18 protein-coding genes, 1 tRNA gene and 1 pseudogene are annotated in these 24,759 nt (G+C 72.4%); 6 read left to right on the forward strand and 14 right to left on the reverse strand.

Translation table 11 applies throughout. The annotated features are described in order from the left end of the window. Positions 1–60 precede the first annotated feature (60 nt). The 10 genes from rpmE to ACF1FZ_RS23075 all read right to left on the reverse strand — a co-directional run bounded on the left by rpmE (position 61) and on the right by ACF1FZ_RS23075 (position 13,160). Positions 61–288, reverse strand: coding sequence for a 50S ribosomal protein L31 (rpmE, locus tag ACF1FZ_RS23030; RefSeq protein WP_391775268.1), 228 nt, complete (start codon positions 286–288; stop codon positions 61–63). A 177-nt stretch (positions 289–465) separates the two neighbouring features. Continuing rightward, positions 466–1,569: an LCP family protein gene (locus tag ACF1FZ_RS23035; RefSeq protein WP_391775269.1), complete on the reverse strand. Its 1,104-nt coding sequence runs from the start codon at positions 1,567–1,569 to the stop codon at positions 466–468. A gap of 368 nt (positions 1,570–1,937) precedes the next feature. Continuing rightward, a complete protein-coding gene (locus ACF1FZ_RS23040; RefSeq protein ID WP_391775270.1) occupies positions 1,938–3,737 on the reverse strand; it encodes a trypsin-like serine protease in 1,800 nt (599 codons plus the stop codon). Between the two features lie 208 nt (positions 3,738–3,945). Continuing rightward, positions 3,946–6,021 (reverse strand): transcription termination factor Rho, encoded by a 2,076-nt coding sequence (gene rho, locus ACF1FZ_RS23045; protein ID WP_391775271.1) that lies wholly within the window; start codon positions 6,019–6,021, stop codon positions 3,946–3,948. Between the two features lie 387 nt (positions 6,022–6,408). Beyond that, complete coding sequence (gene thrB, locus ACF1FZ_RS23050) at positions 6,409–7,326, reverse strand: homoserine kinase (protein WP_391775272.1); 918 nt, start codon at positions 7,324–7,326, stop codon at positions 6,409–6,411. A gap of 266 nt (positions 7,327–7,592) precedes the next feature. After that, positions 7,593–8,663 carry a threonine synthase gene (gene thrC, locus ACF1FZ_RS23055; protein ID WP_391775273.1) on the reverse strand — a complete coding sequence of 357 codons (1,071 nt, stop codon included), beginning with the start codon at positions 8,661–8,663 and terminating at the stop codon, positions 7,593–7,595. A gap of 6 nt (positions 8,664–8,669) precedes the next feature. Continuing rightward, positions 8,670–10,025: a homoserine dehydrogenase gene (locus ACF1FZ_RS23060; protein ID WP_391775274.1), complete on the reverse strand. Its 1,356-nt coding sequence runs from the start codon at positions 10,023–10,025 to the stop codon at positions 8,670–8,672. Positions 10,026–10,120: 95 nt separating this feature from the next. Continuing rightward, on the reverse strand, positions 10,121–11,512 hold the full coding sequence (gene lysA / locus ACF1FZ_RS23065) for a diaminopimelate decarboxylase (RefSeq protein WP_391775275.1): 1,392 nt from the start codon (positions 11,510–11,512) through the stop codon (positions 10,121–10,123). A gap of 24 nt (positions 11,513–11,536) precedes the next feature. Further along, positions 11,537–12,598 carry an ArgS-related anticodon-binding protein NrtL gene (nrtL, locus tag ACF1FZ_RS23070; protein WP_391775276.1) on the reverse strand — a complete coding sequence of 354 codons (1,062 nt, stop codon included), beginning with the start codon at positions 12,596–12,598 and terminating at the stop codon, positions 11,537–11,539. Positions 12,599–12,689: 91 nt separating this feature from the next. Beyond that, a complete protein-coding gene (locus ACF1FZ_RS23075) occupies positions 12,690–13,160 on the reverse strand; it encodes a response regulator (protein WP_391775277.1) in 471 nt (156 codons plus the stop codon). A 137-nt stretch (positions 13,161–13,297) separates the two neighbouring features. On the opposite strand from ACF1FZ_RS23075, the gene ACF1FZ_RS23080 reads away from it, so the two are divergent. Continuing rightward, positions 13,298–13,369, forward strand: a tRNA-Arg gene (locus ACF1FZ_RS23080). Between the two features lie 1,333 nt (positions 13,370–14,702). Here the strand turns inward: ACF1FZ_RS23080 and ACF1FZ_RS23085 are convergent. From ACF1FZ_RS23085 to ACF1FZ_RS23100, 4 genes and pseudogenes are all read right to left on the reverse strand, one after another. Then, the gene (locus ACF1FZ_RS23085; RefSeq protein ID WP_391775278.1) at positions 14,703–15,239 is read right to left on the reverse strand and encodes a DUF488 family protein; all 537 of its coding nucleotides are present in this window, start codon (positions 15,237–15,239) and stop codon (positions 14,703–14,705) included. A gap of 62 nt (positions 15,240–15,301) precedes the next feature. Continuing rightward, positions 15,302–15,982 (reverse strand): formylglycine-generating enzyme family protein, encoded by a 681-nt coding sequence (locus tag ACF1FZ_RS23090; RefSeq protein WP_391775279.1) that lies wholly within the window; start codon positions 15,980–15,982, stop codon positions 15,302–15,304. A gap of 88 nt (positions 15,983–16,070) precedes the next feature. Continuing rightward, positions 16,071–16,268 (reverse strand): annotated as a pseudogene (locus ACF1FZ_RS23095) (D-2-hydroxyacid dehydrogenase family protein); the annotation flags it as partial. Between the two features lie 108 nt (positions 16,269–16,376). Then, a complete protein-coding gene (locus ACF1FZ_RS23100; RefSeq protein WP_391775280.1) occupies positions 16,377–17,453 on the reverse strand; it encodes a nuclease-related domain-containing protein in 1,077 nt (358 codons plus the stop codon). 644 nt (positions 17,454–18,097) lie between these two features. Here ACF1FZ_RS23100 and ACF1FZ_RS23105 point away from each other — a divergent pair. From ACF1FZ_RS23105 to ACF1FZ_RS23125, 5 genes are all read left to right on the forward strand, one after another. After that, positions 18,098–20,224, forward strand: coding sequence for a HEAT repeat domain-containing protein (locus ACF1FZ_RS23105; RefSeq protein ID WP_391775281.1), 2,127 nt, complete (start codon positions 18,098–18,100; stop codon positions 20,222–20,224). Continuing rightward, positions 20,221–20,541: a zinc-ribbon domain-containing protein gene (locus ACF1FZ_RS23110; protein ID WP_391775282.1), complete on the forward strand. Its 321-nt coding sequence runs from the start codon at positions 20,221–20,223 to the stop codon at positions 20,539–20,541. The genes ACF1FZ_RS23105 and ACF1FZ_RS23110 overlap by 4 nt, the downstream gene beginning before the upstream one ends. Before the next feature lie 82 nt (positions 20,542–20,623). Next, entirely contained in the window at positions 20,624–21,988 is a 1,365-nt protein-coding gene (locus tag ACF1FZ_RS23115) for an FtsW/RodA/SpoVE family cell cycle protein (RefSeq protein WP_391775283.1), read from the forward strand. After that, positions 21,985–23,442, forward strand: coding sequence for a peptidoglycan D,D-transpeptidase FtsI family protein (locus ACF1FZ_RS23120; protein ID WP_391775284.1), 1,458 nt, complete (start codon positions 21,985–21,987; stop codon positions 23,440–23,442). Before ACF1FZ_RS23115 ends, ACF1FZ_RS23120 begins: the two co-directional genes overlap by 4 nt. 11 nt (positions 23,443–23,453) lie before the next feature. After that, the gene (locus ACF1FZ_RS23125) at positions 23,454–24,527 is read left to right on the forward strand and encodes an amidase family protein (protein ID WP_391775285.1); all 1,074 of its coding nucleotides are present in this window, start codon (positions 23,454–23,456) and stop codon (positions 24,525–24,527) included. Positions 24,528–24,759: the final 232 nt, after the last annotated feature.

Raw genomic sequence — 24,759 nt, forward strand, 5'->3', positions numbered from 1 at the left:
CGGAAAAACGCCGGTCCCGGCGCCCCGCTGAAGGGCGTCGGGAACCGGCGCAGTGGCTCGCTACTTGCTGGCGGAGCCGGCGGCAGCCTTGCCGAAGCGGGCCTCGAAGCGGGCCACACGGCCGCCGGTGTCGAGGATCTTCTGCTTGCCCGTGTAGAACGGGTGGCACTCGGAGCAGACGTCGGCGCGGATGGCGCCGCCCTCAAGGGTGCTCCGGGTGGTGAACGAGGCACCGCAGGTGCAGCTGACCTGCGTCTCGACGTACTCGGGGTGAATGTCGCGCTTCAAGGTGTCTCCTAGGTTCTGGAGGGCTCCGGGTCGTTCGCGCGGATTGCGCGTCCGTGAACCGGGGCCGACGTACCAGTCTGCCAGGACCGGCCGTATCTCCCAAAACGAGGACCCGGCCGTGTGTATTCCCGTGCGTACGGGGAACGTTCCGCGACCGGACGGTGACGGAAGGTGCCGCTACCGCACGACGCCCCCCGCCGCTCCCTTGTCACCGGCCGACTTCGCCGTGGCGGACGCCGGGATCGGTTCGTCCTGCTTGAGAGCCGCCCACACCCGCTGCCCGGCCTTCTCCTGGGGGAGTACCCGGTTCGGGTCCTCGGGGTCGTACTCCACGGGCAGGGTGACCATGTCGACGTTCTTCGAGTCGAGGCCCTTGAGCCCGTTCGCGAAACCGGTGAGTTCCTTGACGGAGGCCAGCTGCGAGTCGGTGGTGACGGCCTTGGTGGCGGTGTCGGCGAGGCCGAAGAGGGTCTTCGGGTCGGAGAACACCCCGGCGTTCTTCGCCTGGTCCATCAGCGCCTTCACGAACGCCTGCTGGAGCTGGATGCGGCCCAGGTCGCTGCCGTCACCGACGCTGTGGCGCGTGCGGACGAGGCCGAGCGACTGCTCACCGCTCAGGGTGTGGGCGCCGGGCTTCAGCGTGAGGTGGCTGTCGGGGTCGTCGATCGTCTTCGAGGTGGTGATCCCGACGCCGCCCAGCTCGTCGATCAGCTTCTTGAAGCCGGTGAAATCGACCTCGACGTAATGGTCCATGCGGATGCCCGACATCGATTCGACCGTCTTCACGGCGCAGGCCGGCCCACCGACCTCGTAGGCGGTGTTGAACATCGCCTCGTGTTCCCCGCCGACCTGCTCCCCGGTCGTGTCGCTCGTGCAGGCGGGGCGGTCCACGAGGGTGTCGCGCGGGATCGAGACCACGCTCGCCGAGGTGTGCCCCTCGTCGACGTGGACGACCATCGCGGTGTCCGCCCGCGCGGATCCCTCGTCGGCCCCGTATCCGGAGTTGGCGCCGGACCGGGAGTCCGATCCCAGCACCAGGATGTCCTGCGACCCGTTGTCCACGTCGTCGGGGCGCCCGGCACCCAGCGCGGCGTCGATGTCGACGCCCTTCAGGTTCCCGTCGAGCGTGAAGTAGGCGTAACCGAGCCCGGATCCCCCGACGGCCACCAGGGCGGCGGCGCCCCACAGGGCGGCCCTCTTCACCCGGCGGGCGCGGGACGGCTTCCTCCGGCGGGTGCCGGTGCCGCGTATCCGGCCCGTGCTCCTGCTCTGCTCGCTCATGCGGCTCCCTCGGTCGGCGGTGCTCCCCGGTCCCCTGCCAGGAGATTCAGTACGTGGCCGGCCGGCGTTGCGCCGGAGCCGGAGCAGGGAAAAGAGTGGCACAACCGGAAAACCCCCCGACACGAGCCACCCGGCGGGCGCGGGCGGGCGCAGCCCACCGGGCCCAGGCGCACATCATGCGTCTCACCTGCGGATTCGCGAGCCACCGTCACGTCGCGTGTTCCTGCTCGTCCCGGCCTGCCACTGTGGGCAAGGTCTCCCCGGGGCCGTTGCCGGCCGGCCGCGTGGGACGTACGGGACACCGGGACCGCGACCGGCCCCGGACCACGAGGGTCCGGGGCCGGTCACGGGTGCGGCATCGAGCCGGATCAGCCGAGCAGGCTGTACGACCCCCAGCCCACACCGAGCTTGATCCTCGCCGCGGTGGCGAAGGGCACCGTCTCGGAGCCCGTGCTCTTGTAGGCCCACAGCACGCCCGCGGTGTCGCGGACGATGAAGTCGGCGCGGCCGTCGCCCGTCACGTCGCCGGTGGTGGCGTACGCGGTGAAGTTCCAGCCACTGCCCACCTTGACCCGTCCGGAGAACGGCGCGGAGGCGGAGCCGGTGCCCTTGTACATCCAGAGCACCGCGCTCGCGTCACGGGCGATCAGGTCCGGCTTGCCGTCCCCGCTGTAGTCACCCTTGCCGTACACCTGGTAGGTGCTCCAGCCGACGCCGATCTGCGCCTTGGCCGCGAACGTGCCGTTGCCCCGGCCCGCCCACATCCACAGCGTGCCCGCCGAGTCGTTCGCCGTCAGATCCACCAGGCCGTCGCCCGTCACATCACCCGTGAGGGTGATGTTGCGCAGGCTGCCCCAGCCGGGCCCGATCCTGTGGTCCGTGTACGCCTCGGCAGCACTGTCGTAACCCCACCAGTACAGCTCGCCGGCCGAGTTCCGGTAGACGTAGTCCTGGTAGTCGTCGCGGTTGACGTCGGCCTGACGGACCAGGTCGACGCCCTGCCAGTCGCCCACCGACTCACGGTCACCGACCGAGGTGCCCCGCGAGTAGTAGTTGAAGCCCTCGCCCGTCGACGCGCGGGCGAAGAGGTCCGCCTTGTCGTCGAAGTTGAGGTTGGCGTCGTCGATGCGCGGGTTCACCTGACCCGCGTACGTGGCGGTCTTGGCGAACACGCTGTACGCCCCCGACGCCACACAGTCGGCGACGCCCCAGGAGACGACACCGGCGATCCGGCCGTTGACCACGAGGGGTCCGCCCGAGTCGCCGTTGCAGGGCGAGACCGTGCCGGTGTCCTGGCCGCTGGCCGCTTCGCCGGCGCAGACCATCCCTCCCGGGACGTAGTCGCTGCCGAAGTATCCGGAGCACGCGGAGTCGGCCTGCACCGGCACGGAGGCCTTGAGCAGGACCGGCGAGATGTCGTCACTGGTGGAGCTGGTGCGGCCCCAGCCGTAGACGGTCGCCGGGGTTCCGGTCCTGTAGCGCGCGGTGTCGCCGGACGCCGCGGGCTGCAGCGTCTGGTACGGAAGGGTGGTGCCGAGCGTCAGCACGGCGACGTCGTGGGCGTATCCGGCGTCGTCGTAGTCGGGGTGGATCCACTGCCGCCAGACGCCGGCCGCCGTGCCCCCGTGGAGGTCATCGCCCTCCGGAAGCTGGGTGGTACCGCCGAGGACGGCTCCGTTCGTCTCCCAGTCGAGCCCGTCCACGCAGTGCGCGGCGGTCAGGACCTTCGCGGGAGCCACGAGCGTGCCACCGCAGAAGTAGCCCTCGTCGTCGGCGTCGTCGGCGGTGCCCTTGTCGTCGTAGTAGTGCAGCTGCACCATCCACGGGGCTTCGCCGAGCGTGGCTGCGGTGCCGCCGATGATCTTCGGATCGGTGGACGGCCTGGAGGTGTCCGGTGCGGACTCGCCACTTGCTTCCGCGTCCGTACCGCTGTCCGGCTTCCCCGCGGGTGCGGCGGTCTCACCGCTCAGCAGGTCGGCGGTGGAGCGCTCCACGGTACCGAGGAGATCGGCCTGGGAGGCCGTGGAGCGCTGCTGGACGCTCTGCTTCCCTGACGGCCGGGGTGTGTCGGCCTGCGCGGGTACGGCGGCCAGGGCCGCGGTACCCAGAGCGAGCGCGGTGACTGCCGCGGAGAAGGCGATGGAGCCCTTCCGTCTGCCAGATGTCACGCAAGAAAACCCTTCGATCGACACGGCGCAACACGATTACGGCGCCGGGTAGTTGGTGTCGAAGGGAGAGAAACTCCCACTGGAACACAACACAGTGGGCGTATAGAAAATACGTTCCCCCCCACATACAGCCTGCTGATACTACAACGCGAAACTGCCCTCGTCACCGGTGTGACGAGGGCAGTTTCGTGTGACTCCTGATGCGACGTCAGTCGTTGCCGTTACCGTTGCCCGGCGTCGTCTTCTGGATCTGGAGCAGGAACTCCGCGTTGGACTGCGTCTTCTTCATGCGGTCCAGCAGAAGCTCGATGGCCTGCTGCTGGTCGAGGGCGTGCAGCACCCGGCGCAGCTTCCAGACGACGGCCAGTTCGTCGGTGCCGAGAAGGATCTCTTCCTTACGGGTGCTGGACGCGTCGACGTCCACCGCCGGGAAGATGCGCTTGTCCGAGAGCTTCCGGTCGAGCTTGAGCTCCATGTTGCCGGTGCCCTTGAACTCCTCGAAGATCACCTCGTCCATGCGCGAGCCGGTCTCGACGAGCGCGGTGGCCAGGATGGTCAGCGAGCCGCCGTCCTCGATGTTGCGCGCGGCGCCGAAGAAGCGCTTCGGCGGGTAGAGCGCGGTCGAGTCGACACCACCGGACAGGATGCGGCCGGAGGCCGGTGCCGCCAGGTTGTAGGCGCGGCCCAGACGGGTGATCGAGTCCAGCAGGACCACCACGTCGTGCCCCAGCTCCACGAGACGCTTGGCACGCTCGATGGCGAGCTCGGCGACCGTGGTGTGGTCCTCGGCGGGCCGGTCGAAGGTCGAGGAGATGACCTCGCCCTTCACCGACCGCTGCATGTCGGTGACCTCTTCCGGACGCTCGTCCACGAGGACGACCATCAGGTGGCACTCGGGACTGTTGACCGTGATCGCGTTGGCGATGGCCTGCAGGATCATGGTCTTACCGGTCTTCGGCGGCGCCACGATCAGGCCTCGCTGGCCCTTGCCGATCGGTGCGACCAGGTCGATGATCCGGGTGGTCAGGACGTTGGAGTCGGTCTCCAGACGGAGCCTGTCCTGCGGGTACAGCGGGGTCAGCTTCTGGAACTCGGGACGGCCGCGGCCGCTCTCCGGCGCCATGCCGTTGACGGAGTCGAGACGGACCAGCGCGTTGAACTTCTCGCGGCGCTCGCCGTCCTTGGGCTGGCGCACCGCGCCGGTGACGTGGTCGCCCTTGCGCAGGCCGTTCTTGCGGACCTGGGCGAGCGAGACGTACACGTCGTTCGGGCCGGGCAGATAGCCGGAGGTCCGGATGAACGCGTAGTTGTCGAGGATGTCGAGGATGCCCGCGACGGGGATCAGGACGTCGTCGTCGGCCACCTGGACGTCGGTCGCGAAGTCCTCGCGGCCCCGGCGGCCACGGCGGTCGCGGTAACGGCCCCGACGGCCACGCCGGCCGCCCTCGTCGTCGTAGCCGTCGTCCTGCTGGCCGCCGCCCTGCTGGCCCTGGCTCTGGCCCTGGCCGCCGCCCTGCTGGCCCTGACGGCGCCCGCCGCCCTGCTGGCCCTGGTCGTCGCCCTTGCCGCGGCGGTCGCGCTGGCGGTCCCGGCGGTCACCGCGGTCGCGGTCCTGGCGGTCGCCCCGGTCGCGGTCCTGGCGGTCGCCGCGACGGCCGTCCTGACGGTCGCCCCGGCGGCCCTCGGCGGTGTCCGCGGCGGACTCGGCCTTCGCGTCGGTCTTCGCCTCGCCGCGCTCGTCGGCGCGGTCCTGGCGGCCCTCGGCCTTCGGCTCGGCCTCCGCCTTGGACCCGGCCTTGGGCTCGGCCTTGGTGTCGGGGCTGCCCGCCTGCGCGGTCGCCCGGCGGCGGCGACGCTCGCCCGTGGGCTGGTCGTCGCTGGCCGGCTGCCCCGGGATGTCGATCTGCTGCTGGGCGGCGTCCTTGTCGGCGGCCGGCGCGGCGGCGGTCTCGTCACCGGTGCGTGTCTTGGACGTGGCACGCCGCTTCGGCTTGCTCCCGGCATCCGTGCCGGCGGAGGCGGCAGCCTTGGGGGCGGGCGCGGAGGATGCCCCGGCCTGCGCCTCCTTGATGACCTCGATCAGCTGGCTCTTGCGCATCCGCGCAGTCCCCCTGATGCCGAGGCCGGACGCGACCTGCTGCAGCTCGGCCAGGACCATGCCCTCGAGGCCGGTGCCGGAGCGGCGGCGCCGTGCGGTGGTGCCAGTGGCAGCACCTTCGGCGGGCACGGAGCTGTCGACGCTCTTGTCGGCAGTCACGCCCATCAGATCGGTGGTGTCGCTCACGAAGGGTCCTTCCCTGGAGCGGACGTCGGCCTTCTGGCTCGGCGACCGGTTGTGCTGTCCGACTGCGGTCTGTTGATCGTGTCGATCGCGGACCTTGCCGGGGCGGTGGTCCGCCGGGTACGGCGGAGAGACGAATGTGCGGGGTTCCGGCGCGAGATCCCCTGCTCGGCCCACTCCTGGACGAGCAAGAGGGTGTCGTGCCGGTTCCGGAGCGTGCTCGAAAGCTCAGGCAGGCTGCTCAGGCAGTCGGGGAGGCTCCCGGAAGAGTGGTGGTCCCGGAGGGGGACACGAAGCAACGCGCCACGAAGACGTCGATTGCTGACTTGAGGTTAACACTACCGGCTCCAACAAACATTCCCCCTCTCATGCACCGGCAATCACGTGGGACTACGCGGCGAGCGGCAGCACGCTCGCGCCCGTGGCGTCGAGAGCGAGCCTGTTCGCGGCCCAGCCCTCACCCGCCAGCCGGGCGACCTTGTCCGCCGCACCCTCCTCCGTCAGCGCGAGCACCGTGGGTCCCGCGCCGGAGATGACGGCGGGAACACCGTCGGCGCGCAACCGGTTCACCAGCTCCACGCTCTGCGGCATCGCGGGTCCCCGGTATTCCTGGTGGATCCGGTCCTCCGTGGCGGCGAGGAGCAGCTCGGGACGCCTGGTCAGGGCCTCGACGAGCAGCGCCGCACGGCCGGCGTTGGCCGCGGCGTCCACATGGGGGACGGTGCGCGGCAACAGGCCCCGGGCGGTCTCGGTGAGCACCGGGGTGGCCGGGACGAAGACCACCGGCACGACGGATCCGGCGGGATCCATCCGGATCGCCCTGGCGGATCCGCCGTCCGTCCAGGCGAGGGTGAATCCGCCGAGGAGGCAGGCGGCGACGTTGTCGGGGTGTCCCTCGATCTCGGTCGCGAGCTCCAGCAGCGCGGCGTCGTCGAGACGGGCCTCGCCGCCCGTCGTCACGGCGCGGGCGGCGACGATGCCGGCGCAGATGGCGGCGGACGAGGAACCGAGGCCGCGGCCGTGCGGGATGCGGTTGGCGCAGACGATCTCCAGACCGCGGGGCTGCCCGCCGAGCAGGTCGAAGGCCGTGCGCAGGGAGCGTACGAGCAGGTGGTTCTCGTCACGGGGCAGCGTCTCGGCACCCTCGCCCGCGATGTCGATGTGCAGCCCGGAATCGGCGACCCGGACGACGACGTCGTCGTAGAGCCCCAGCGAGAGGCCGAGGGCGTCGAAACCCGGGCCCAGGTTGGCGCTGGTTGCGGGGACGCGCACCCGGACGGCGGCGGCTCGGAACGCGGGACCGGCCATCGGTTGGACGACTCTTCCTGTACGGCGGCGGGGATGTTGTGCAGGATACTTCGACGTGCGCGGGATGCCGTTGTGCGGGGGGACCGGGGGCCCGGCATTCACGACAGCCGCTGCGCCGCGGCGGATGCGGCGGAGCGGGTCGGTCACAGCTTATCGAAGGAAGGTTCCGCGGCGACACAGGGCGCACGGGAGGCGCACGATGCGTGTCGCGCACCTCCCATGCGCTCTTTGCCCCGGAAGAGCGGCCGGGCTGCGGCGAGGGCCGGTTACGCGAGACCCAGCTTCTCGGCGGCGGCCACCGCGTCGACCGGGACGGTGACCGGCTGCGGGGCTCCCGCGACGGCCCAGTCGGGGTCCTTGAGGCCGTTGCCGGTGACGGTGCAGACGATCTTCTGGCCGGGGTCGACCTTGCCCTCCTCGGCGGCCTTGAGCAGGCCTGCCACGGACGCCGCCGACGCGGGCTCGACGAAGACGCCCTCCTGGGAGGCCAGCAGACGGTACGCCGACAGAATCTGACGGTCCGTCACATCGTCGATGAAGCCGCCCGATTCGTCCCGCGCGTCCAGGGCGAACTGCCAGGACGCCGGGTTGCCGATGCGGATCGCGGTGGCGATCGTCGCCGGGTCCTTGACGATCTCGCCGCGCACGATCGGCGCGGAACCGGACGCCTGGAAGCCCCACATGCGCGGAGCGCGCGTGGAGACACCGTCGCCCGCGTACTCCTTGTAACCCTTCCAGTAAGCGGTGATGTTGCCCGCGTTGCCCACCGGCAGGACATGGATGTCGGGGGCGTCGCCGAGCGCGTCGACGATCTCGAACGCGGCGGTCTTCTGGCCCTCGATACGGACCGGGTTGACCGAATTCACCAATGCCACCGGGTAGTTGTCCGAGAGGCCGCAGGCCAGGGTCAGGCAGTCGTCGAAGTTGCCGTCGACCTGGAGGATCTTCGCGCCGTGGACGAGAGCCTGCCCCATCTTGCCGAGCGCGATCTTGCCCTGCGGCACGAGGACGGCGCAGACCATGCCCGCGCGCACGGCGTAGGCGGCGGCGGAGGCGGAGGTGTTGCCGGTGGAGGCGCAGATGACGGCCTGCGCCCCCTCCTCCTTGGCCCGGGTGATCGCCATGGTCATACCGCGGTCCTTGAACGACCCGGTGGGGTTGGCGCCCTCGACCTTGAGGTGCACCTCGCAGCCCGTGCGTTCGGAGAGGACCTGTGCCGGGACGAGCGGCGTACCGCCCTCACGGAGTGTGACGACCGGCGTCGAGCTCGTGACCGGAAGCCGGTCCCGGTACTCCTCGATGATGCCGCGCCATTGGTGGGTGCCCTTGCTGGTCATGGGTCCTTACTCCCCTTCAACACGCATGATGCTGGCGACACCGCGCACGGTGTCCAGCTTGCGCAGCGCTTCGACGGTCCCGGAGAGGGCGGCGTCGTGCGCGCGGTGGGTGACGACGACGAGGGATGCCTCGCCGTCTCCGCCCGCCCGTCGCCCGCCGCCACCCTGCTCGATGGCAACTCCGTCGCCGCTGCCCGATTGTCGGCTCTGCTGTCGGACCGTATCGATGGATACGCCCTGTTCGGCGAAGACCGTCGCGACCTGGGCGAGTACGCCAGGCTTGTCGGCCACGTCGAGACTGATGTGGTAGCGCGTGACGACATCGCCCATGGGGCTGACCGGCAGACGCGTGTACGCGGACTCACCGGGACCGGTGGTCCCTCCGACGATGTTGCGGCACACGGCGACCAGGTCACCGAGCACCGCGGACGCGGTCGGGGCGCCGCCGGCACCGGGGCCGTAGAACATCAGCTGCCCGGCCGCCTCCGCCTCGACGAAGACCGCGTTGTACGCCTCACGCACGGAGGCCAGCGGGTGACTGAGCGGGATCATCGCGGGATGCACACGGGCGGTGACGGACCTGCCGTCGGCGGCACGCTCGCAGATGGCGAGGAGTTTCACGGTGCAGCCCATGCGCCGGGCGGAGGCGATGTCGGCGGCGGTGACCTCCGTGATGCCCTCGCGGTGCACCTCCCCGATCCTCACCCGGGTGTGGAAGGCGATACCGGCGAGGATGGCGGCCTTCGCGGCGGCGTCGAAGCCCTCGACGTCGGCGGTCGGGTCGGCCTCGGCGTACCCGAGGGCGGTGGCCTCGTCGAGCGCCTCGGAGTATCCGGCGCCGCTCGTGTCCATCCTGTCGAGGATGAAGTTGGTCGTGCCGTTGACGATGCCGAGCACCCGGTTGACCTTGTCCCCCGCGAGGGATTCACGCAGCGGCCGTACGAGCGGGATGGCGCCGGCCACGGCCGCCTCGTAGTACAGGTCCCTGCCGTGTTTCTCGGCGGCGGCGTGGAGCGCCGAACCGTCCTCGGCGAGCAGCGCCTTGTTGGCCGAGACGACGCCCGCCCCGTGCTCGAAGGCGGTCGTGATGAGCGTGCGGGCGGGCTCGATGCCCCCGATGACCTCGACGACGACGTCGATGTCGCCCCGTTCGACCAGGGCGGTGGCGTCGGTGGTGACCAGGGCGGGGTCGACGCCCTCCCGCACCTTGGAGGGCCGGCGGACGGCGACGCCGGCGAGCTCGACCGGCGCGCCGATGCGTGCGGCGAGGTCGTCGGCGTGCGTCGTCATGATGCGCGCCACCTCTGAGCCGACCACTCCACAGCCCAGCAGCGCCACCTTCAGCGGACGCGTACGCATCATCCGACCTCGTTTCTCATACTTCTGATGTGTGGACCAGTCTCACTCACCGGACGGGGGATCCTGTCGGCCGTCCGGATTCTGAGATGTGAATTTCATCATCCGACATCGAGACGCAGGAGGTCCTCCTCCGTCTCACGCCGGACGATGACCCGCGCCTGTCCGTCGCGCACGGCGACGACGGGCGGGCGCAGGGCGTGGTTGTAGTTGCTCGCCATGGAGCGGCAGTACGCGCCGGTGGCGGGCACGGCGATCAGGTCGCCCGGGGCGAGGTCGGCGGGCAGGAAGGCGTCCTTGACCACGATGTCACCGCTCTCGCAGTGCTTGCCGACGACGCGTACGAGCATGGGCTCGGCCTCGGAGCTGCGCGAGACGAGCGCGACGCTGTACTCGGCGTCGTACAGCGCGGTGCGGATGTTGTCCGACATGCCGCCGTCGACGCTCACGTACGTCCGCAGGCCTTCGAGGGGCTTGATGGTGCCGACCTCGTACAGCGTGAAGGCGGTGGGGCCGACGATCGCGCGGCCGGGCTCGACGGAGATGCGCGGGGTCCGCAGGCCCGCCGACTCGCACTCCCGGGTCACGATGCCGGAGAGCGCCTTGGCGATCTCGTGCGGCTCACGGGGGTCGTCCTCGGAGGTGTACGCGATCCCGAGACCGCCGCCGAGGTCGATCTCGGGGAGTTCGACGCCGTGCTCGTCCCGGACCTCGGCGAGCAGCTGCACGACGCGCCGGGCGGAGACCTCGAAGCCGGCCATGTCGAAGATCTGCGAGCCGATGTGCGAGTGGATGCCGATGAGTTCCAGGCCGTCCAGGGCGAGCGCCCTGCGGACCGCCTCGGCCGCCTGGCCGTCCGCCAGCGCGATGCCGAACTTCTGGTCCTCGTGCGCGGTGGCGATGAACTCGTGGGTGTGGGCCTCGACGCCGACCGTGACGCGGATCTGTACGCGCTGGCGGGTGCCGAGCCGCTGGGCGATGTGTGCGACCCGGACGATCTCCTGGAAGGAGTCGAGCACGATCCGCCCGACACCTGCTTCGACGGCCCGCTCGATCTCGGCGACCGTCTTGTTGTTGCCGTGGAAGGCGATGCGCTCGGCGGGCATCCCGGCGTCCAGCGCGGTGGCCAGCTCACCACCGGAGCACACGTCCAGGTTCAGCCCTTCCTCCTGGAGCCAGCGCACCACGGCGCGCGAGAGGAAGGCCTTCCCGGCGTAGAACACATCCGCGTCCGCCCCGAAGGCGTCCGCCCAGGCGCGGCAGCGCGCCCGGAAGTCGGACTCGTCCAGGAAGTACGCCGGCGTGCCGAACTCCTCGGCCAGACGGGCGACCTCGATCCCGCCGACGGTGAGCGCACCGTCCGCGTCACGGGTGACGGTGCGGGACCAGACCTTCGCGTCCAGCTCGTTGAGATCGGTGGCCGGGGCGGTGTAGTGGCCCTCAGGGAGGACGTCTGCGTGACGGGGTCCGGCGGGGTGTGCGGATCGGCTCATCGTTCTGCTCTGCTCTCTCGGTTCTCAGAGGTGTTCGGGCGCGCTGATGCCGAGCACGAACAGGCCGCCTGCCAGCACCTTCCCGGCGGCCTCGGCAAGGGCCAGCCGGGAGCGGTGGGCGGCCGAGGGTTTCTCGTCACCGACGGGGAGCGGCGGCGTCGTGGCGAGGAAGCCGAGGAAGGCGTCCGCCACGGCTTCGAGGTACCGGGCCACCCGGTCGGGCGCGTGATGGCGCGCGGCCGAGGCGAGTGCGCCGGGGTAGTCGGCGAGCGCGGCGTGCAGCGCCGGGGCGTCGACGTCGGCGTCGTATCCGGCGGTGAAGCCGAGCCGCGCCGCCTCGCGGGTGAGCGCACGGGCACGGGCGTGGGCATAGCGGACCAGGAAGAAGGGGTTGCCCTCCCCTTGTACGAGGAGGTCGTCACCCAGGGGCGCGCCATCGTGGGCGGCGGGCCGCTGCAGCCCCCAGAGGGCGGCGTCGCGTCCGAGGCGGTCCGCCAGCGCCTCTGCGGTGGTGCCCGCGGGGACGGGACGGATCTCGGTGCTCCCCTCGGTTGCGAAGCGCGGGCCGACGTCGACGCGCAGTCGCTGCCAGCCGGGGTCGGGCTCCTCGGTGCAGCAGACGAGCACCTGGCCGCCCTGGGTGCGCAGCAGGCGCCCGACGCTCCGGGCGAGGACGGCCGCCCGGACCTCGCGGGGGTGGTGGAGGCGGTGGAGGCGCCCGGCCTCCGTGGCCACCCGCCCGTACCGGCGGCCCAGCGCGAGCACCTCACGCACACGGGCGGCGCGGGTCTGGGCGCCGGCGGAGGCGTCGAGCGTGAAATTCAGGAAGCCCGCTCCGGTGATCTCGACCCGCCCGATCCCTGGCACGCCGACGACCCGGTCGCGCAGCAGCGCGGCGACCTCCCGGGCCGGGAGCGCGGCGGGGCCGGCCAGCTGGAGGGCGACGGCGCAGGCGTAGTCGCCGCTGCCGCCGGGGCGTGTCCGCTCCACCCGCACACGCGCCGGCACGGGCGCGCGCAGGGCGTCCTCGTCGACCGCGCGGCGCACAGCGTGCAGCACGGTCCGGGAGAGATCTGCGGGGGTCACGGGACAAGCGTATGGGAGGAAGGGGGGCACTTCGCCAACCGGTTTCGCCATGCGGGCAGTGATCCCGCCGGCGGGCCCCTCGGCCACGCGGTCAGCCGGCGGTGCTCCCGGCCGTCCCGGCGCCGTGCCGGCCCTCCGGCCGCGCGGAGCCGTCCCGGTGTGCGAGCCTGCGCACCATGCGCACCAGCTCGCTCGGCTCGAAGGGCTTCGCCAGGAACGCGTCGACCCCGGGCTCCACCTCGTGGGGCGTGCACGCGCTGATGACGGCGACCGGCAGATGCCCGGTCCGGGGATCTGCGCGCAGCCGGGCCGCGGTCTGTATTCCGTCGAGCCTGGGCATCACGACGTCGAGAGTGATCACATCCGGGCGGACCTCGTGCACCAGGTCCAGACACTCGACGCCGTCGGCCGCGGTCACGACCTCGAAGCCCTCCAGCTCGAGGTTGACCCTGATCAGCTGCCGGATGACCTTGTTGTCGTCGACAACAAGCACGCGGCCGTACGCCCCTGGCACCCTTCGAGGGTAGGTCCGGGGGAGGAGCTGCGTCCGGGTTTTGCCCACTTCCGCCCCTGGAGGGACGGCGGGCGCCCACCCGGGGACGGCCTCTCCCGGGTGCCGACGACGCGGAAATACCTGTTCCCGGACACCCACTCGGAGCTGGTAGGGTTTCACTCGTCGCCGCCGAGCGCAGCGACACCGCCCCCGTAGCTCAGGGGATAGAGCATCGGCCTCCGGAGCCGGGTGCGCAGGTTCGAATCCTGCCGGGGGCACTTCGCAGGAAGTGCCGAAAAAGACCCCGTGACCAGCGGAAACGCTGAGTGCGGGGTCTTTCTTCTGCCCCGGGAGCTGGAGTCCGGCTCCCGGGGCAGACATGCCGGCGACGACCGGACCGCGGTGACAACAACGGCTGATGACGGACGGCCACGCACGTGCTTGGTGTTCGGCCACGGACCGGGTGTCGCGACCCCGGGGGAACCGGGGGGCCCGCTGGCAGACCGTTTTCCGCTGCCCGGATCGCCTCCGCAGGGCGCTGCCCCGGAACGCGGTCGTCCACCGCCGGCTTGCCCCTCGCCCTGGCACTGTGTTCCCGCAGCACCTTCCGCCGTTCCGCGGAGAAGGCGTCGAAGTCGTCGGTTCGCATCAGCCGGGGATCTGCCAGGTGTGTCCTGACGCGCTGCTCGACGCCCTCCGGGCTGGTCTCGGCCGCCTTGGCGAGCCTCTGCAGATACTCGGACGGCGCGTGACCGCCGATGATGCGGTCGGTGCGTGCTGGCAGCGGAGCCTTGTTGACAATGGAGTTGCAGACGGAGCGCTCATCACCGTCCTTCTGACACCAGGCCTGCGGAACGATGTGACGGATGTCCATCGCCTCGTCGAAGTACACGCCCACCTCCGCCTTTTCCCCTGTACGCCGGTCTGCGGCGCCCGCCTTGAGCAGCAGCGCGCAGATGCACTTGTACGCGGCGCTCTGCCGGGTCCGCAGGGTCATCAGGCGGCTCGCCGCGAACTGCGCCTGTGTGACCGTACGAGGTTCGTGCGTGGATCCGTGAATCCAGTCGGCGACGCCGGGGAGGTCGAGAGGGAACCGGGTCTCGGTTGTACCTCCGTACAGCTCGCCGAACACTCCACACCGGTACCAGCGAGCCAGCTTCTCCTGAGCACCTGCGGTTTCCGCGGCCCCGGTCGTTCCGCGGTCCGTCCTGTGCGATCCCCGTCGGGGTGATGCCGGGCCGGGCGAGACGGTCTGCGAGCTGGGTGGCCATGCCGCCGGCGGGGACGCGGATCGCCGTCGACTCGCGGGGCACGTCGTGCCAGGCGCGGAGCTGATCGACCACGAGGTCCATCTCCTCGTCCCCGCTGCGGACTCGGGCGGCAGTTGCTCGCCCTCTTCGTCCTTCGGCTGGTACGTACGCGAGATGCCTGCCAGCAACGCCGGCTTCTGCACCGCGTGGTGGGCCGCGGTGACGTCCTGGAGCGACTTGCTCTTGACACCCTTCTCCACGGCGATGATCTGGTTGAGCTTCGTCACTTCGCCCCCTTCGAGCGGCAGGAACGTACCTCACCAGCACTCGATCACCCGTACGGTTTTCGCCGGGGCCCGGGCTACGGCGCCGGGTACGTCACCCGGCCGTGCCCGTCGACCCGTGGCTCCGCGCCCCAGGCGCCCAGCTCGTGGGTGCGCGTCCCGTCGGCGCCCATGATGTGCCGGACCGTCCAGCCGCGGGCGGTGAGGGTGTTCGCGATCAGCAGGCGGTGGCAGCGCCACGGCATCGGCTCACCGCACATGACGGCGACACGGCCGCGCTCCGCGAGGGAGGTCAGGCGGGTGATGCCGTGCTCGTACGCGGGGAGGAGGGTGTGGTCGGCGTAGTTCTTGAAGCTCGTGTTCCGCCAGCCCGCGTTGACGGCGGGGTCCACGTCCTGCTTGCGCCGCCGGCCGCCGAGCTCGTCCAGACGGACGTACTCGATCCCGGCCCGCTCCAGCCATCCGCGCATCGCCCCGGCGGAGTACTGCGGGCTGCGGCGTGAGCCAGGGTGGGCCCGGACGTCGGCCAGTACGTCGATGCGCCGGGCGTCCAGGAAGCCGATGAACGCCTCCTCCGGACACGTCCAGTGCCCGATCGTCCAGATCTCACCCACCCTGCCATGATGCACCCCGCCGCCCCTGAGCCGCACGCGGCACCGCAGCGGCTCCACGCCGGTCAGCGCACGCTGCGGGCCAGCCGGAGGCCGAGGTCGTCGATCGCGAAGGTGGGGTGGCTGCGGCGGCGTACGGTGGCGCCGCAGCCGCGCTCCGGCTCGGCCCAGCCGCCGCCGCGGAAGGTGCGGTAGGAGCCGTAGACCTCCGCGTCGTAGAGGTCCCAGCACCACTCCCAGACGTTGCCCAGCATGTCGTACAGCCCCCAGGCGTTCGGGGACCTGCCGCCGACGTCGTGGGCCCGGCCGTCCGAGTTCCCTTCGTACCAGGCGATGCGGTCGAGTTCGCCGTAGCGGTAGCCGGTGGTGCCCGCCTTGCACGCGTACTGCCACTCCGCCTCCGTGGGCAGACGGTAGCCGTCGGCGGCCGGGTCGCGGATCACCTCGCCGCTTCGTGCGTCGCGCGAGTAGACCGGGGCCAGTCCGACGCGGGCCGAGAAACGGTTGCACACGTCGACGGCGTCGAGCCAGCTGACGTTCGTCACAGGCAGTGCATGGGACACGGAGGGGTCGGGGGTCTCACCCATGAGGGCCCCGTACTGTCCGACGGTGACGGGGAGGCGGGCGAGCAGGAAGGGCTCGACGGCCTCCTGCCAGTGTGCTCCGCGGCGGTCGTCGCGGAGGCCGACCGTGCCGGCGGGGATCGGGACCATACCGGCGGCCGTCTCGTCGTCGAGCGTGCTCACGTGGGGCCTCCCCGGTCCGGAGGGACGAAGTGCCCCCGCACACAGGTTACTTCGCTCCGCGATCGACCACCGGTGAACCGGGCCCCGCGAGGGAACGCGGGAACGGCACGCGCTCCCGGAGGGTGACGACCAGACCGAACTCAGCCAGTCGTGCGGCCAGTTCGTCCTCGGTCGCACGGTGCCCGGCGAAGCTGACCACGTCGATGCCGCCGGCGACGGGCGACCAGTCGGCAGCGGTGGCCGCCGCGGACCGGTCGTCGTCGAGCACGGCACAGCGGAGTTTCATGGCTCTTCCCCTTCGGCGGCACGACTGCGGCACGGCGACGGCACGTCCGGCAGCGGCCCGGGTCCTGTGCTGCCACCGCCCGGGAGATCTACCGCTCGCGTCCCGCGCTCACGCGTCCAGCCAGGCCTCCCCGTTCCGTGCCACGTCGTAGACGCGCTCCACCTGGGTGGCGGTGAACACGCCCGTCAGCGGTGCGAGCGCGGACACCTGACGCTCCCCGTAGACACGGACGCCGACCGGGGTGGCGACCACCTCCAGCGCGGTGACACCGGTGAACACCAGCACCGTCTCCACGGGGACGCCGAAGGCGCAGTACGCCTCGAGCGCCGCCCGGGCCCGCCTGGTGCCGGGCCGCCCGTCGGGCTCGTACGGCTGCGGGGCGCCGTCGTCGACGCACAGGGTGCCGTCCCCGATGCGCACCGATACACCGGGACGGTGTTCGGTGTTCACGGTGAACACCCCGCCGGGCCCGATGAGCAGGTGCCCGATCTCCGTGCCGTCCGGCAGGGGCACGGAGTGCAGGACCCGCCAGCCGTGCCGGGTCAGGCGTCTGAGCTCGGCCCCGACCCGCCGCTCCCCCGCGAGGGCGCCACGCCGCGGGTCCACGTCCTTGTGCCGCCGCAGCGCCCCGGTGGCCGCCCGTACGAGCGCCCCCGCCCCTGTCTCACCGAGCTGCTCACGGAGCCCGGCCCCCGGCCGCCGCGACGCGAGGTCGCTCGCGGGTGTCAGAGCGGGCAGGACGTCCGGCCGCCTGCGCCTCTCCGTCCGCTTCTCCGGCTTCGGCGCGGCGACCGGCCGCGGCACGGTCACCGCCTCCCCCGCGGGGCCGGGCACCGGCTCCTGTACGGATCCGGGCGGCGGCTCCTCGGGCTGCGCCTGCGGTACGGGTGCCGCCTCCGGCACGGCCTTCCGCTTCCGCATCCCGCGCATCGGCGGGATCCTCGGGACCGGCGGCGGGATACGCGGCGTGGGCGGCCCGGCCGGGGCCTCCTCCCCGACGAGCGCCGGCAGGTCCGGGACCTGGCGCGCGAGCGCGTCGGCCACGGCGTCGCGGTAACGCGGGTGCAGGACCGTGATCGTGCCGCTGCCCCGGTCCGCCCATCCGATCGCGGTCCCGTCCGGCAGGTTCACATAGAGCCGGTCGTGCCCGAAGAGCTGCCATGACGTGACCTTGAGATCCTGCATCGTGCCCCCTCTGTTCACTTCTCCGGCATCCTCGGTCCCCCAGCCTGTACGGCGGCCGGGCCCCCGCACAGGGCGCAGAGCGGGCGCGCGGAGTCGGACCCCCGGCGTTCCGGGGCGGTCCGGTGGGACCAGGGGAGACCTGGCGCCGGACAGGCGTCCATCATGGTCCTCACTTCGTCCCCGGCCTCGGGAACGGCCGTTTCCTCACCTGTACGAGCGGCATCGGCCACAGGACCGGTCCACCGCGCGACCGGCCCGTCCTGGTGCCGGGGCACCCCGCGGCGCCAGGGCGGGGCGCGGGCTGCCGCCGGTTCGGCGTGCGGAAGTGAGCCGCGGTGCCCTGGGCCCCCTCCTCACGCATGACACGGCCGCGCGGCTGGAGCGGCCCGGGATCCGCTCGCTCCGCCGCCCGTTCCCGGGCAGGGGCGCGCCCCTGCCCGGGAACGGGGAGAAGAGGCTCGAGGAGCCGGGAGGGCAGGTCCCGCACAGCACCTTCACCGCACCGGACGGGCCCGGTGGGGGAAAGGCCGCAAGTGGAGGGTGGATTGTCCTGGCCGTGGTGCACACTCTGCGCAGACGCTGCTTCGCGGGCACGGTTCTCCACCGCGCCCGGGAGGCGGAGGAAGAAACGGGGAGGGCGCGGCGTGTTCACGGGGATCGACGAGGTCGACTGGGCCTCGATGGAGCATGCCTACGGCCCGGCCGACGATGTGCCGGGGCTCCTGTACGGACTCGCTTCCGCCGATCCGGCGGAGCGGGAGAGCGCGCTCGACGGGATGTACGGAGCGGTGCACCACCAGGGCGATGTGTACGCGTGCACGCTCGCGTGCATCCCCTTCCTCTTCGAGCTGGCCGTGGATCCGGGCATACCGGACCGGGGCGGCATCGTCGAGCTGCTCACCAGCATCGGCGGCATCGATCTGGACGAGGACGACGAGAGCGAACTGGACGAGCTGGACGAGGACGAGATCGAGGGCGTGGCGAACTACGCGATGGCCGCGACCGCCGTGTCCGCCGGATCCTCGGTGTTCTTCGAACTGGTCGCCGACGAGGACCCGGGAGTGCGGCTCGCCGCACCGCTGGCGCTGGCCACTCTGCACGGCCGGCCGGACAGGGTGCTCGCCCTGCTGCGGGAACGGCTGCCGGTGGAGACGGACGACGAGGTGCGGCTCGCCCTCGTCGAGGCCGCCGGCCGGATCGCCCTGCGCCACCGGCCGCCGGCGAAGCAGGCGGCCGGCTGGCTGAGCCGGCTCGCCGCACAGGCGTACCCGCCCGGGCTGCGGCTCGCCGCCCTCGCCCAGCTGGCCAGGTGCGCCCCGGACGCGCTGCCCGGCGATGTCGTGCGGGTGGTCTCGGGGCTGCTGCGGGAGCTGCGGTCACGGCCGTCCCGGCCGGAGGCACCCGCCGCGAAGGTGCCGGGCGGCGACGCCCCCGCAGCGGAGCCGTCCACCGCGCCGGTGCGGGCGGGCCGGCTGCGGGAGCTGTCGGCCGGGGAGTCCGCGGGCCGCAGCACCCCGTGGGCCGCGGACCTGCTGCGGACGCTGCACTGCGGTCTCGACGACCGCGTGGAGGACCGTACGGCGCTGCTGTCGGACCAGCTGCGCAGCCCGGATCCCTGGCAGCGGATCGACGCCGTACGGATGAGTGGCGGGCTGATCCGGGCCTGGCGCGGTTCGTACGAGGGCCTGGTGCGGCTGATCGGCGTACAGCTCTCGGATCCGGAACCGCGGCTCGCCGAGGCCGCCTCGCACGTGCTGGAGGAGCTGTTCGGTCTCGCGGCGCCGGCGGCCGACGCCCTGGCCGGGCGGGTGGCGGCGGAGCCCGGGGCGTGGGTGCGGGAGTGGGAGAGCGGTCCGCCCGGCCTGGGCTCGGCGGTGAAGGCGCTGGCCAGGCTGGGCGACGCCCGGGCACTGCCCGCGCTGGCGGCGGCTCTGGAGCGGCCGGAGGTCCCGCACGACGTGGGGTTCGCGATCCGCTGCCTCGGTGACGCGGCGGCCCCGCTCGCCGGGACGCTGCGGCGCCGGCTCGGCGAGGTCGGCCTGGACGAGGGAGCGTACGACCGGGCGAGCCCGCTGCTCGCCGGACTGACGGCGCTGCGCGCGGGCGAGGCCGCGCCGGAGGTGCTGCGGGTGCTGCGGGGGGCGCCCGAGTACCGGGGCGAGTGGCTGCGCACGGCGGCCCTGCGGGCGCTGGGGGCGTTCGGGCCGGCCGCGCGCTGTGCCGTCCCGGAGCTGCGGCGGCTGGTCCTGCGGTCCGGGACGGCGGCGACGGAGGCGGCGGAGGCCCTGTGGGCGGTCACGGGTGACGCCGAGACCGTGCTGCCGGTGCTGACCGAGGGGCTGCGGTCTGAGCAGGTGCACGACTGCCGGGCGGCGGTGAGCGCGCTGGGCGGGCTGGGCGGACGGGCCGCGGCGGTGGCGCCGAGGCTGCGGGCCCTGCTGGCGCACGAGGAGCTGTGGCTCCGCGTCGATTCCGCCGTCGCCCTCTGGGAGGTCTCGGGGCGGACCGGCGAGGCCGTGCCGGTGCTTCTCGCCGCGTGGGAGAGGAATCGTCACGTCAGGGTCCGGGTCGCGGACTGCCTGGCGCGGATGGGCATCGACCGGGCAGGGCCGGACGCGGCGCGGGTGCTGCGGGCCGAGCTCCTCTCCGTCCGCCGCCACAACGCGCTGGACGGCGGATACGGCAGTCACGACACTTATGAGGACGAGAAACTGCTGGCACTCTGCCGGCGGGCACTTACGGGAAACACGGGGAAAGGAACCACATCATGATCATTTTTGGTACGCGGGGTTATCTCCATCAGCTGGCGGTCCTGACGATGGTGTGCGGCTGGTGCGGGAACCCCGCGGCGCACACCCTGCGCAAGCGGGTCACCAAGTTCACGCTGTTCTTCGTCCCGCTGTTCCCGTTCTCCACGAAGTACGCGACGCAGTGCACGTTCTGCGGCGGGGAGCGGCAGATACCGAAGGAGCAGGCCGACCAGCTGCTGGCGCAGGCCCAGGGCGGGCAGGACGGCCATCCGTACGGTACGGCGCAGCAGCAGCCCGGCTACGCGCCTCCCGGAGGCGGCAACCCGTACCAGCACTGAGCCGCTCGGGCCGCGCCCGACCAGGGGTGCCACGAAGCTGGCATAAGGGAAATAACACCCGCCTCTTGCTACGTTGCGGAGCATGACCGCAACGACGGCGGACGCACGCCCGCCCGCGCTACGCCTGCCCAAGCGGCGCGGGGTCGAGCTCTCGCTCCTGATCGGGGCCGTGCTCATCTCCGTCTGCGGTTACGCCGCCGTCGGCCTCGCCCGGAACGACGCCGTACCCCCCGACGTCGCCGGGTACGGCGCCGGTCTCGGCCTGCTCGCCCTGCTCGCCCACCTCGCGGTCCGCTTCCGCGCCCCGTTCGCCGACCCGCTGATGCTGCCCATCGCCGTCCTGCTCAACGGGCTGGGCCTGGTGCTGATCTACCGGCTCGATCTGGAGACCCCGAGCGACCGGGCGGCGACGACCCAGCTGATCTGGTCCACGCTAGGGGCCGCCTTCTTCATCACCGTCGTCGTCCTGCTGCGTGACCACCGGGTGCTCCAGCGCTACGCGTACCTCTCGGTCGCCACGGCACTGGTCCTGCTGGTCGTGCCGATCTTCTTCCCCGCGGTGAACGGGGCCAAGATCTGGATCAGGGTCGGCGGGTTCTCCTTCCAGCCGGGCGAGTTCGCCAAAATCCTGCTCGCGGTCTTCTTCGCCGCGTACCTCGCCGCGAACCGCAACGCACTCGCGTACACCGGCCGCAGGATCTGGAAGCTCCAGTTCCCCACCGGGCGGGTGCTGGGTCCCATCGTCGCGATCTGGCTGCTCAGCGTCGGTGTCCTCGTCCTCGAACGGGACCTCGGCACCTCGCTGCTCTTCTTCGGCCTCTTCGTGATCCTGCTCTACGTGGCCACCGGCAGGACCGGGTGGATCGCTGTCGGACTGCTCCTCGCCGCCGCGGGCGCCTTCGCGGTCGGCTCGCTGGAACCCCATGTGCACAGCAGGGTGGAGGACTGGCTGGACCCCTACGCCACGATCGACGCGGGCCGGGGCCCCAGCCAGCTCGCCCAGTCCCTCTTCGCGTTCGCCGCGGGAGGCATGCTCGGCACGGGGCTCGGACTCGGCCACTCCGTCCTGATCGGCTTCGCCGCCAAGTCGGACTTCATCCTGGCGACCGCGGGCGAGGAACTCGGTCTGGCCGGGCTCACCGCGGTCTTCCTGCTGTACGCCCTGCTGGTGGCCCGCGGCTTCCGTGCGGGTCTGGCCCTGCGGGACCCGTTCGGGCGGCTGCTGTCGGTCGGGCTCTCCTCGATCCTGGCGCTCCAGGTCTTCGTGATCGCGGGCGGGGTGACGGGACTCATCCCGCTGACCGGGATGGCGATGCCGTTCCTGGCCCAGGGCGGTTCGTCCGTGGTCACGAACTGGATCATCGTGGCGCTGCTCATCCGTGTCAGCGACGTGGCCCGCAGATCCGTCCCCGCCACCGGGACCGCACCGGCCGGGGAGGAACGGTGACCCGCTACATCCGGCGTGCCGCCGGTTTCTGCCTGCTCCTGCTCCTGGCCCTGCTGGCGAACGCCGCCCGTGTCCAGCTCTTCGAGGCCGACGGTCTCAACACCAGCTCCGCGAACCGCCGCACCACCATCGACCGCTACGACCAGCCACGTGGCGACATCCTGGTCGGCGACGAGCCGGTCACCGGTTCGAAGGACACCGGCGAGCAGCTCGCGTACGAGCGCACCTACCGCCACGGTCCGCTGTACGCGCCGGTGACCGGCTACGCCTCGCAGACGTACGGCACCACGCTGCTGGAGAACGCCGAGGACGGCGTCCTCTCCGGCACCGACCCGCTCCTGGCCCCGCTGCCCCTGTGGGGTGACATCACGCGCGGCCGGCAGCCCGGCGGTGATGTCGTCACGACCATCGAGGACCCGGTGCAACGCGCCGCGTACGAGGGTCTGGACGGCCGGCACGGCGCTGTCGCCGCCCTCGACCCGGGCACCGGCCGGATCCTGGCGCTGGTCTCCTCCCCCTCGTACGATCCCGAGGTCCTCTCCGGCACCGGTCCGGCCGTCACCGGCGCGTGGGAGCGGCTCAACGGCTCGCGGAGCCGGCCCATGCTCAACCGGGCCATCCGGCAGACCTACCCACCCGGTTCCGCCTTCAAGATCGTGACGGCGGCCGCAGCGCTGGACGCAGGCGTGGTCACCGATCCGGACGCGGCGACGGACACCCCGTCCCCGTACGTCCTGCCGGGCACCTCGACCACACTGCCCGACGAGGCGCGCGGCTGCGAGAGGGCGTCGCTGGCTGAGGCGATCCGGGTCTCCTGCAACACGGTGATGGCCCATCTGGGTGTCGAGGTGGGGCTGGACGGGATGCTGGACGCGGCCGGCAGGTTCGGCTTCAACGACGACGACCTCGAGATCCCCTTCCGGGTGGTCCGCAGCAACTTCGACCCGGACATGAGCGACGACCAGCTGGCCCAGTCCTCGATCGGCCAGTTCGACACGACGGCGACTCCGCTGCAGATGGCGATGGTGGCCTCGGCGGTGGCGAACGACGGCGAGCTGAGGCGTCCGCACCTGGTGGACCGGGTGACCACGGACGACGGCGGGACCGTCCGGCGGCAGGCCCCGGACGAGTACCGCGAGGCGATGGCCCCGGACACCGCCCGGCAGCTCCAGCGGATGATGACCGACGTGGTGGAGAACGGCACCGGTACGAGTGCCGCGATCGACGGGGTGACGGTCGGCGGCAAGACGGGGACCGCCCAGCACGGGATCGACAACTCCGCGACGCCGTACGCCTGGTTCATCGCCTGGGCGCGGGCACCGGGATCCGGCCGCCCCGCGGTCGCCGTCGCGGTGGTCGTGGAGGACGCGGCGGCCGACCGGGCCGACGTCAGCGGAGGCGGCAACGCGGCTCCGATCGCCCGGGCGGTGATGGAGGCGGCGCTGGAGGGCTGAGACTGGTGCCCATGACACCGGATCTGGAAACGGCCCTCGCCCGGATCGACCGGCTCGACCCCGGACTGTGCGCGTTCACCGAGGTCTGGCCGGAGGAGGCGCGGGCCCGCGCCGGGGCCGCGTCCCGCCTCCCGCTCGCCGGGCTGCCGTTCGCCGTGAAGGGCCGGGCCGGCATCCGCTCGTACGCCGCCCGCCGGCTGATCGCGGCGGGCGGCATACCGGTGGGAGCGACCTCCGTCCCCGGCCCCGGCACCTCCTGGCAGACCTGGGGGCAGGGGGCGCACGGCCGCACGGTCAACCCCTGGCGGTCCGACCGGTCCCCGGGAGGTTCCTCGGCGGGCTCGGCGGTGGCGGTCGCGGCGGGCATGGTGGACCTGGCGACGGGGAGCGACGGGGCGGGGTCGGTACGGATCCCGGCGGCGTGGTGCGGAGTGTTCGGCCTGAAGACGACCGGGGGCCTGCTGCCCTCCCCCGACCGCACGGGCCTGGCGTCCCCCGGCCTGCTCGCGAGCTCCGCGGAACTCGCGGAGGCCTGCCTGCACCATGTGGTGGACGGGGGCACACCACGGCCCGCACGACTCCCCGTCCCGGCCGTCTACAGCCCTGATCTGGGCTTCGCCCCGGTCGACCCGGACGTCGCGGAGGTGACACGACGGGCGGCCGGCCGGCTGGTGGAGGCCGGAGTGGTACGCCTCGTACCGGGTTCCTGCGAACTGCTCGACCCGGCGGACGCGTGGTTCGCGGTGCGCGCGGGAGACCCGGCACCGTCCGCGGAGCGGCTCCGCGCCGCCAACGACCGTACGCTCGACGCCCTCTTCGCCCGTACGCCCCTGCTGCTCACCCCGGTCACGCCCAACCGGCCGCACGGGCACGGGGGCCCGGGGGACGTCTACTCCACCGCGCTCACCTGGGTGTTCAACCTCAGCGGCCATCCGGCGGCAAGCCTGCCCGCCGGTTTCACGAAGGACGGCTGCCCGGTCGGTCTCCAGCTGGTGACCGACCGGGGGACGGACGCGGCACTGCTCGGCATCGCCTGCGCGGCGGAGTGTGCCCTGCCGGCCCGGCGGCCGTCCCGGCCCGGCTGACCGGCACGCGCGGTCCGGAGGGCACCCGCGCGGTCCCCCCGGCCCGGGCCCGTCCTTCACCGGTCCGGCGGCTCGCGCCTCCCACGCCACTCGGCGGGCCCCCGCCACGTCTGCTGCCGCCCCGACGGCGGCGGGGGCGGGGGGGCCGCCCCGGGGGGGGGGGGGGGCGGGGGGCGCGGCGGGCCGGCCGGGGCGGGGGCGCGGGGGGGGGGGGGGCCCGCCGCCGCGGGCG

Origin of the sequence: Streptomyces sp. NPDC014623 (assembly GCF_043088245.1) — a bacterium.
In the GTDB taxonomy this organism is placed as follows: Bacteria; Actinomycetota; Actinomycetes; order Streptomycetales; family Streptomycetaceae; genus Streptomyces.

Excerpts from the sequence above, each read along its gene's own strand:
- lysA (WP_391775275.1), bottom strand. The coding sequence starts at position 11,512 with ATGAGCCGATCCGCACACCCCGCCGGACCCCGTCACGCAGACGTCCTC.
- thrC (WP_391775273.1), bottom strand. The coding sequence starts at position 8,663 with ATGACCAGCAAGGGCACCCACCAATGGCGCGGCATCATCGAGGAGTAC.
- ACF1FZ_RS23060 (WP_391775274.1), bottom strand. The coding sequence starts at position 10,025 with ATGATGCGTACGCGTCCGCTGAAGGTGGCGCTGCTGGGCTGTGGAGTG.
- thrB (WP_391775272.1), bottom strand. The coding sequence starts at position 7,326 with ATGGCCGGTCCCGCGTTCCGAGCCGCCGCCGTCCGGGTGCGCGTCCCC.
- ACF1FZ_RS23125 (WP_391775285.1), top strand. The coding sequence starts at position 23,454 with ATGACACCGGATCTGGAAACGGCCCTCGCCCGGATCGACCGGCTCGAC.
- ACF1FZ_RS23110 (WP_391775282.1), top strand. The coding sequence starts at position 20,221 with ATGATCATTTTTGGTACGCGGGGTTATCTCCATCAGCTGGCGGTCCTG.
- ACF1FZ_RS23100 (WP_391775280.1), bottom strand. The coding sequence starts at position 17,453 with ATGCAGGATCTCAAGGTCACGTCATGGCAGCTCTTCGGGCACGACCGG.
- ACF1FZ_RS23035 (WP_391775269.1), bottom strand. The coding sequence starts at position 1,569 with ATGAGCGAGCAGAGCAGGAGCACGGGCCGGATACGCGGCACCGGCACC.
- ACF1FZ_RS23115 (WP_391775283.1), top strand. The coding sequence starts at position 20,624 with ATGACCGCAACGACGGCGGACGCACGCCCGCCCGCGCTACGCCTGCCC.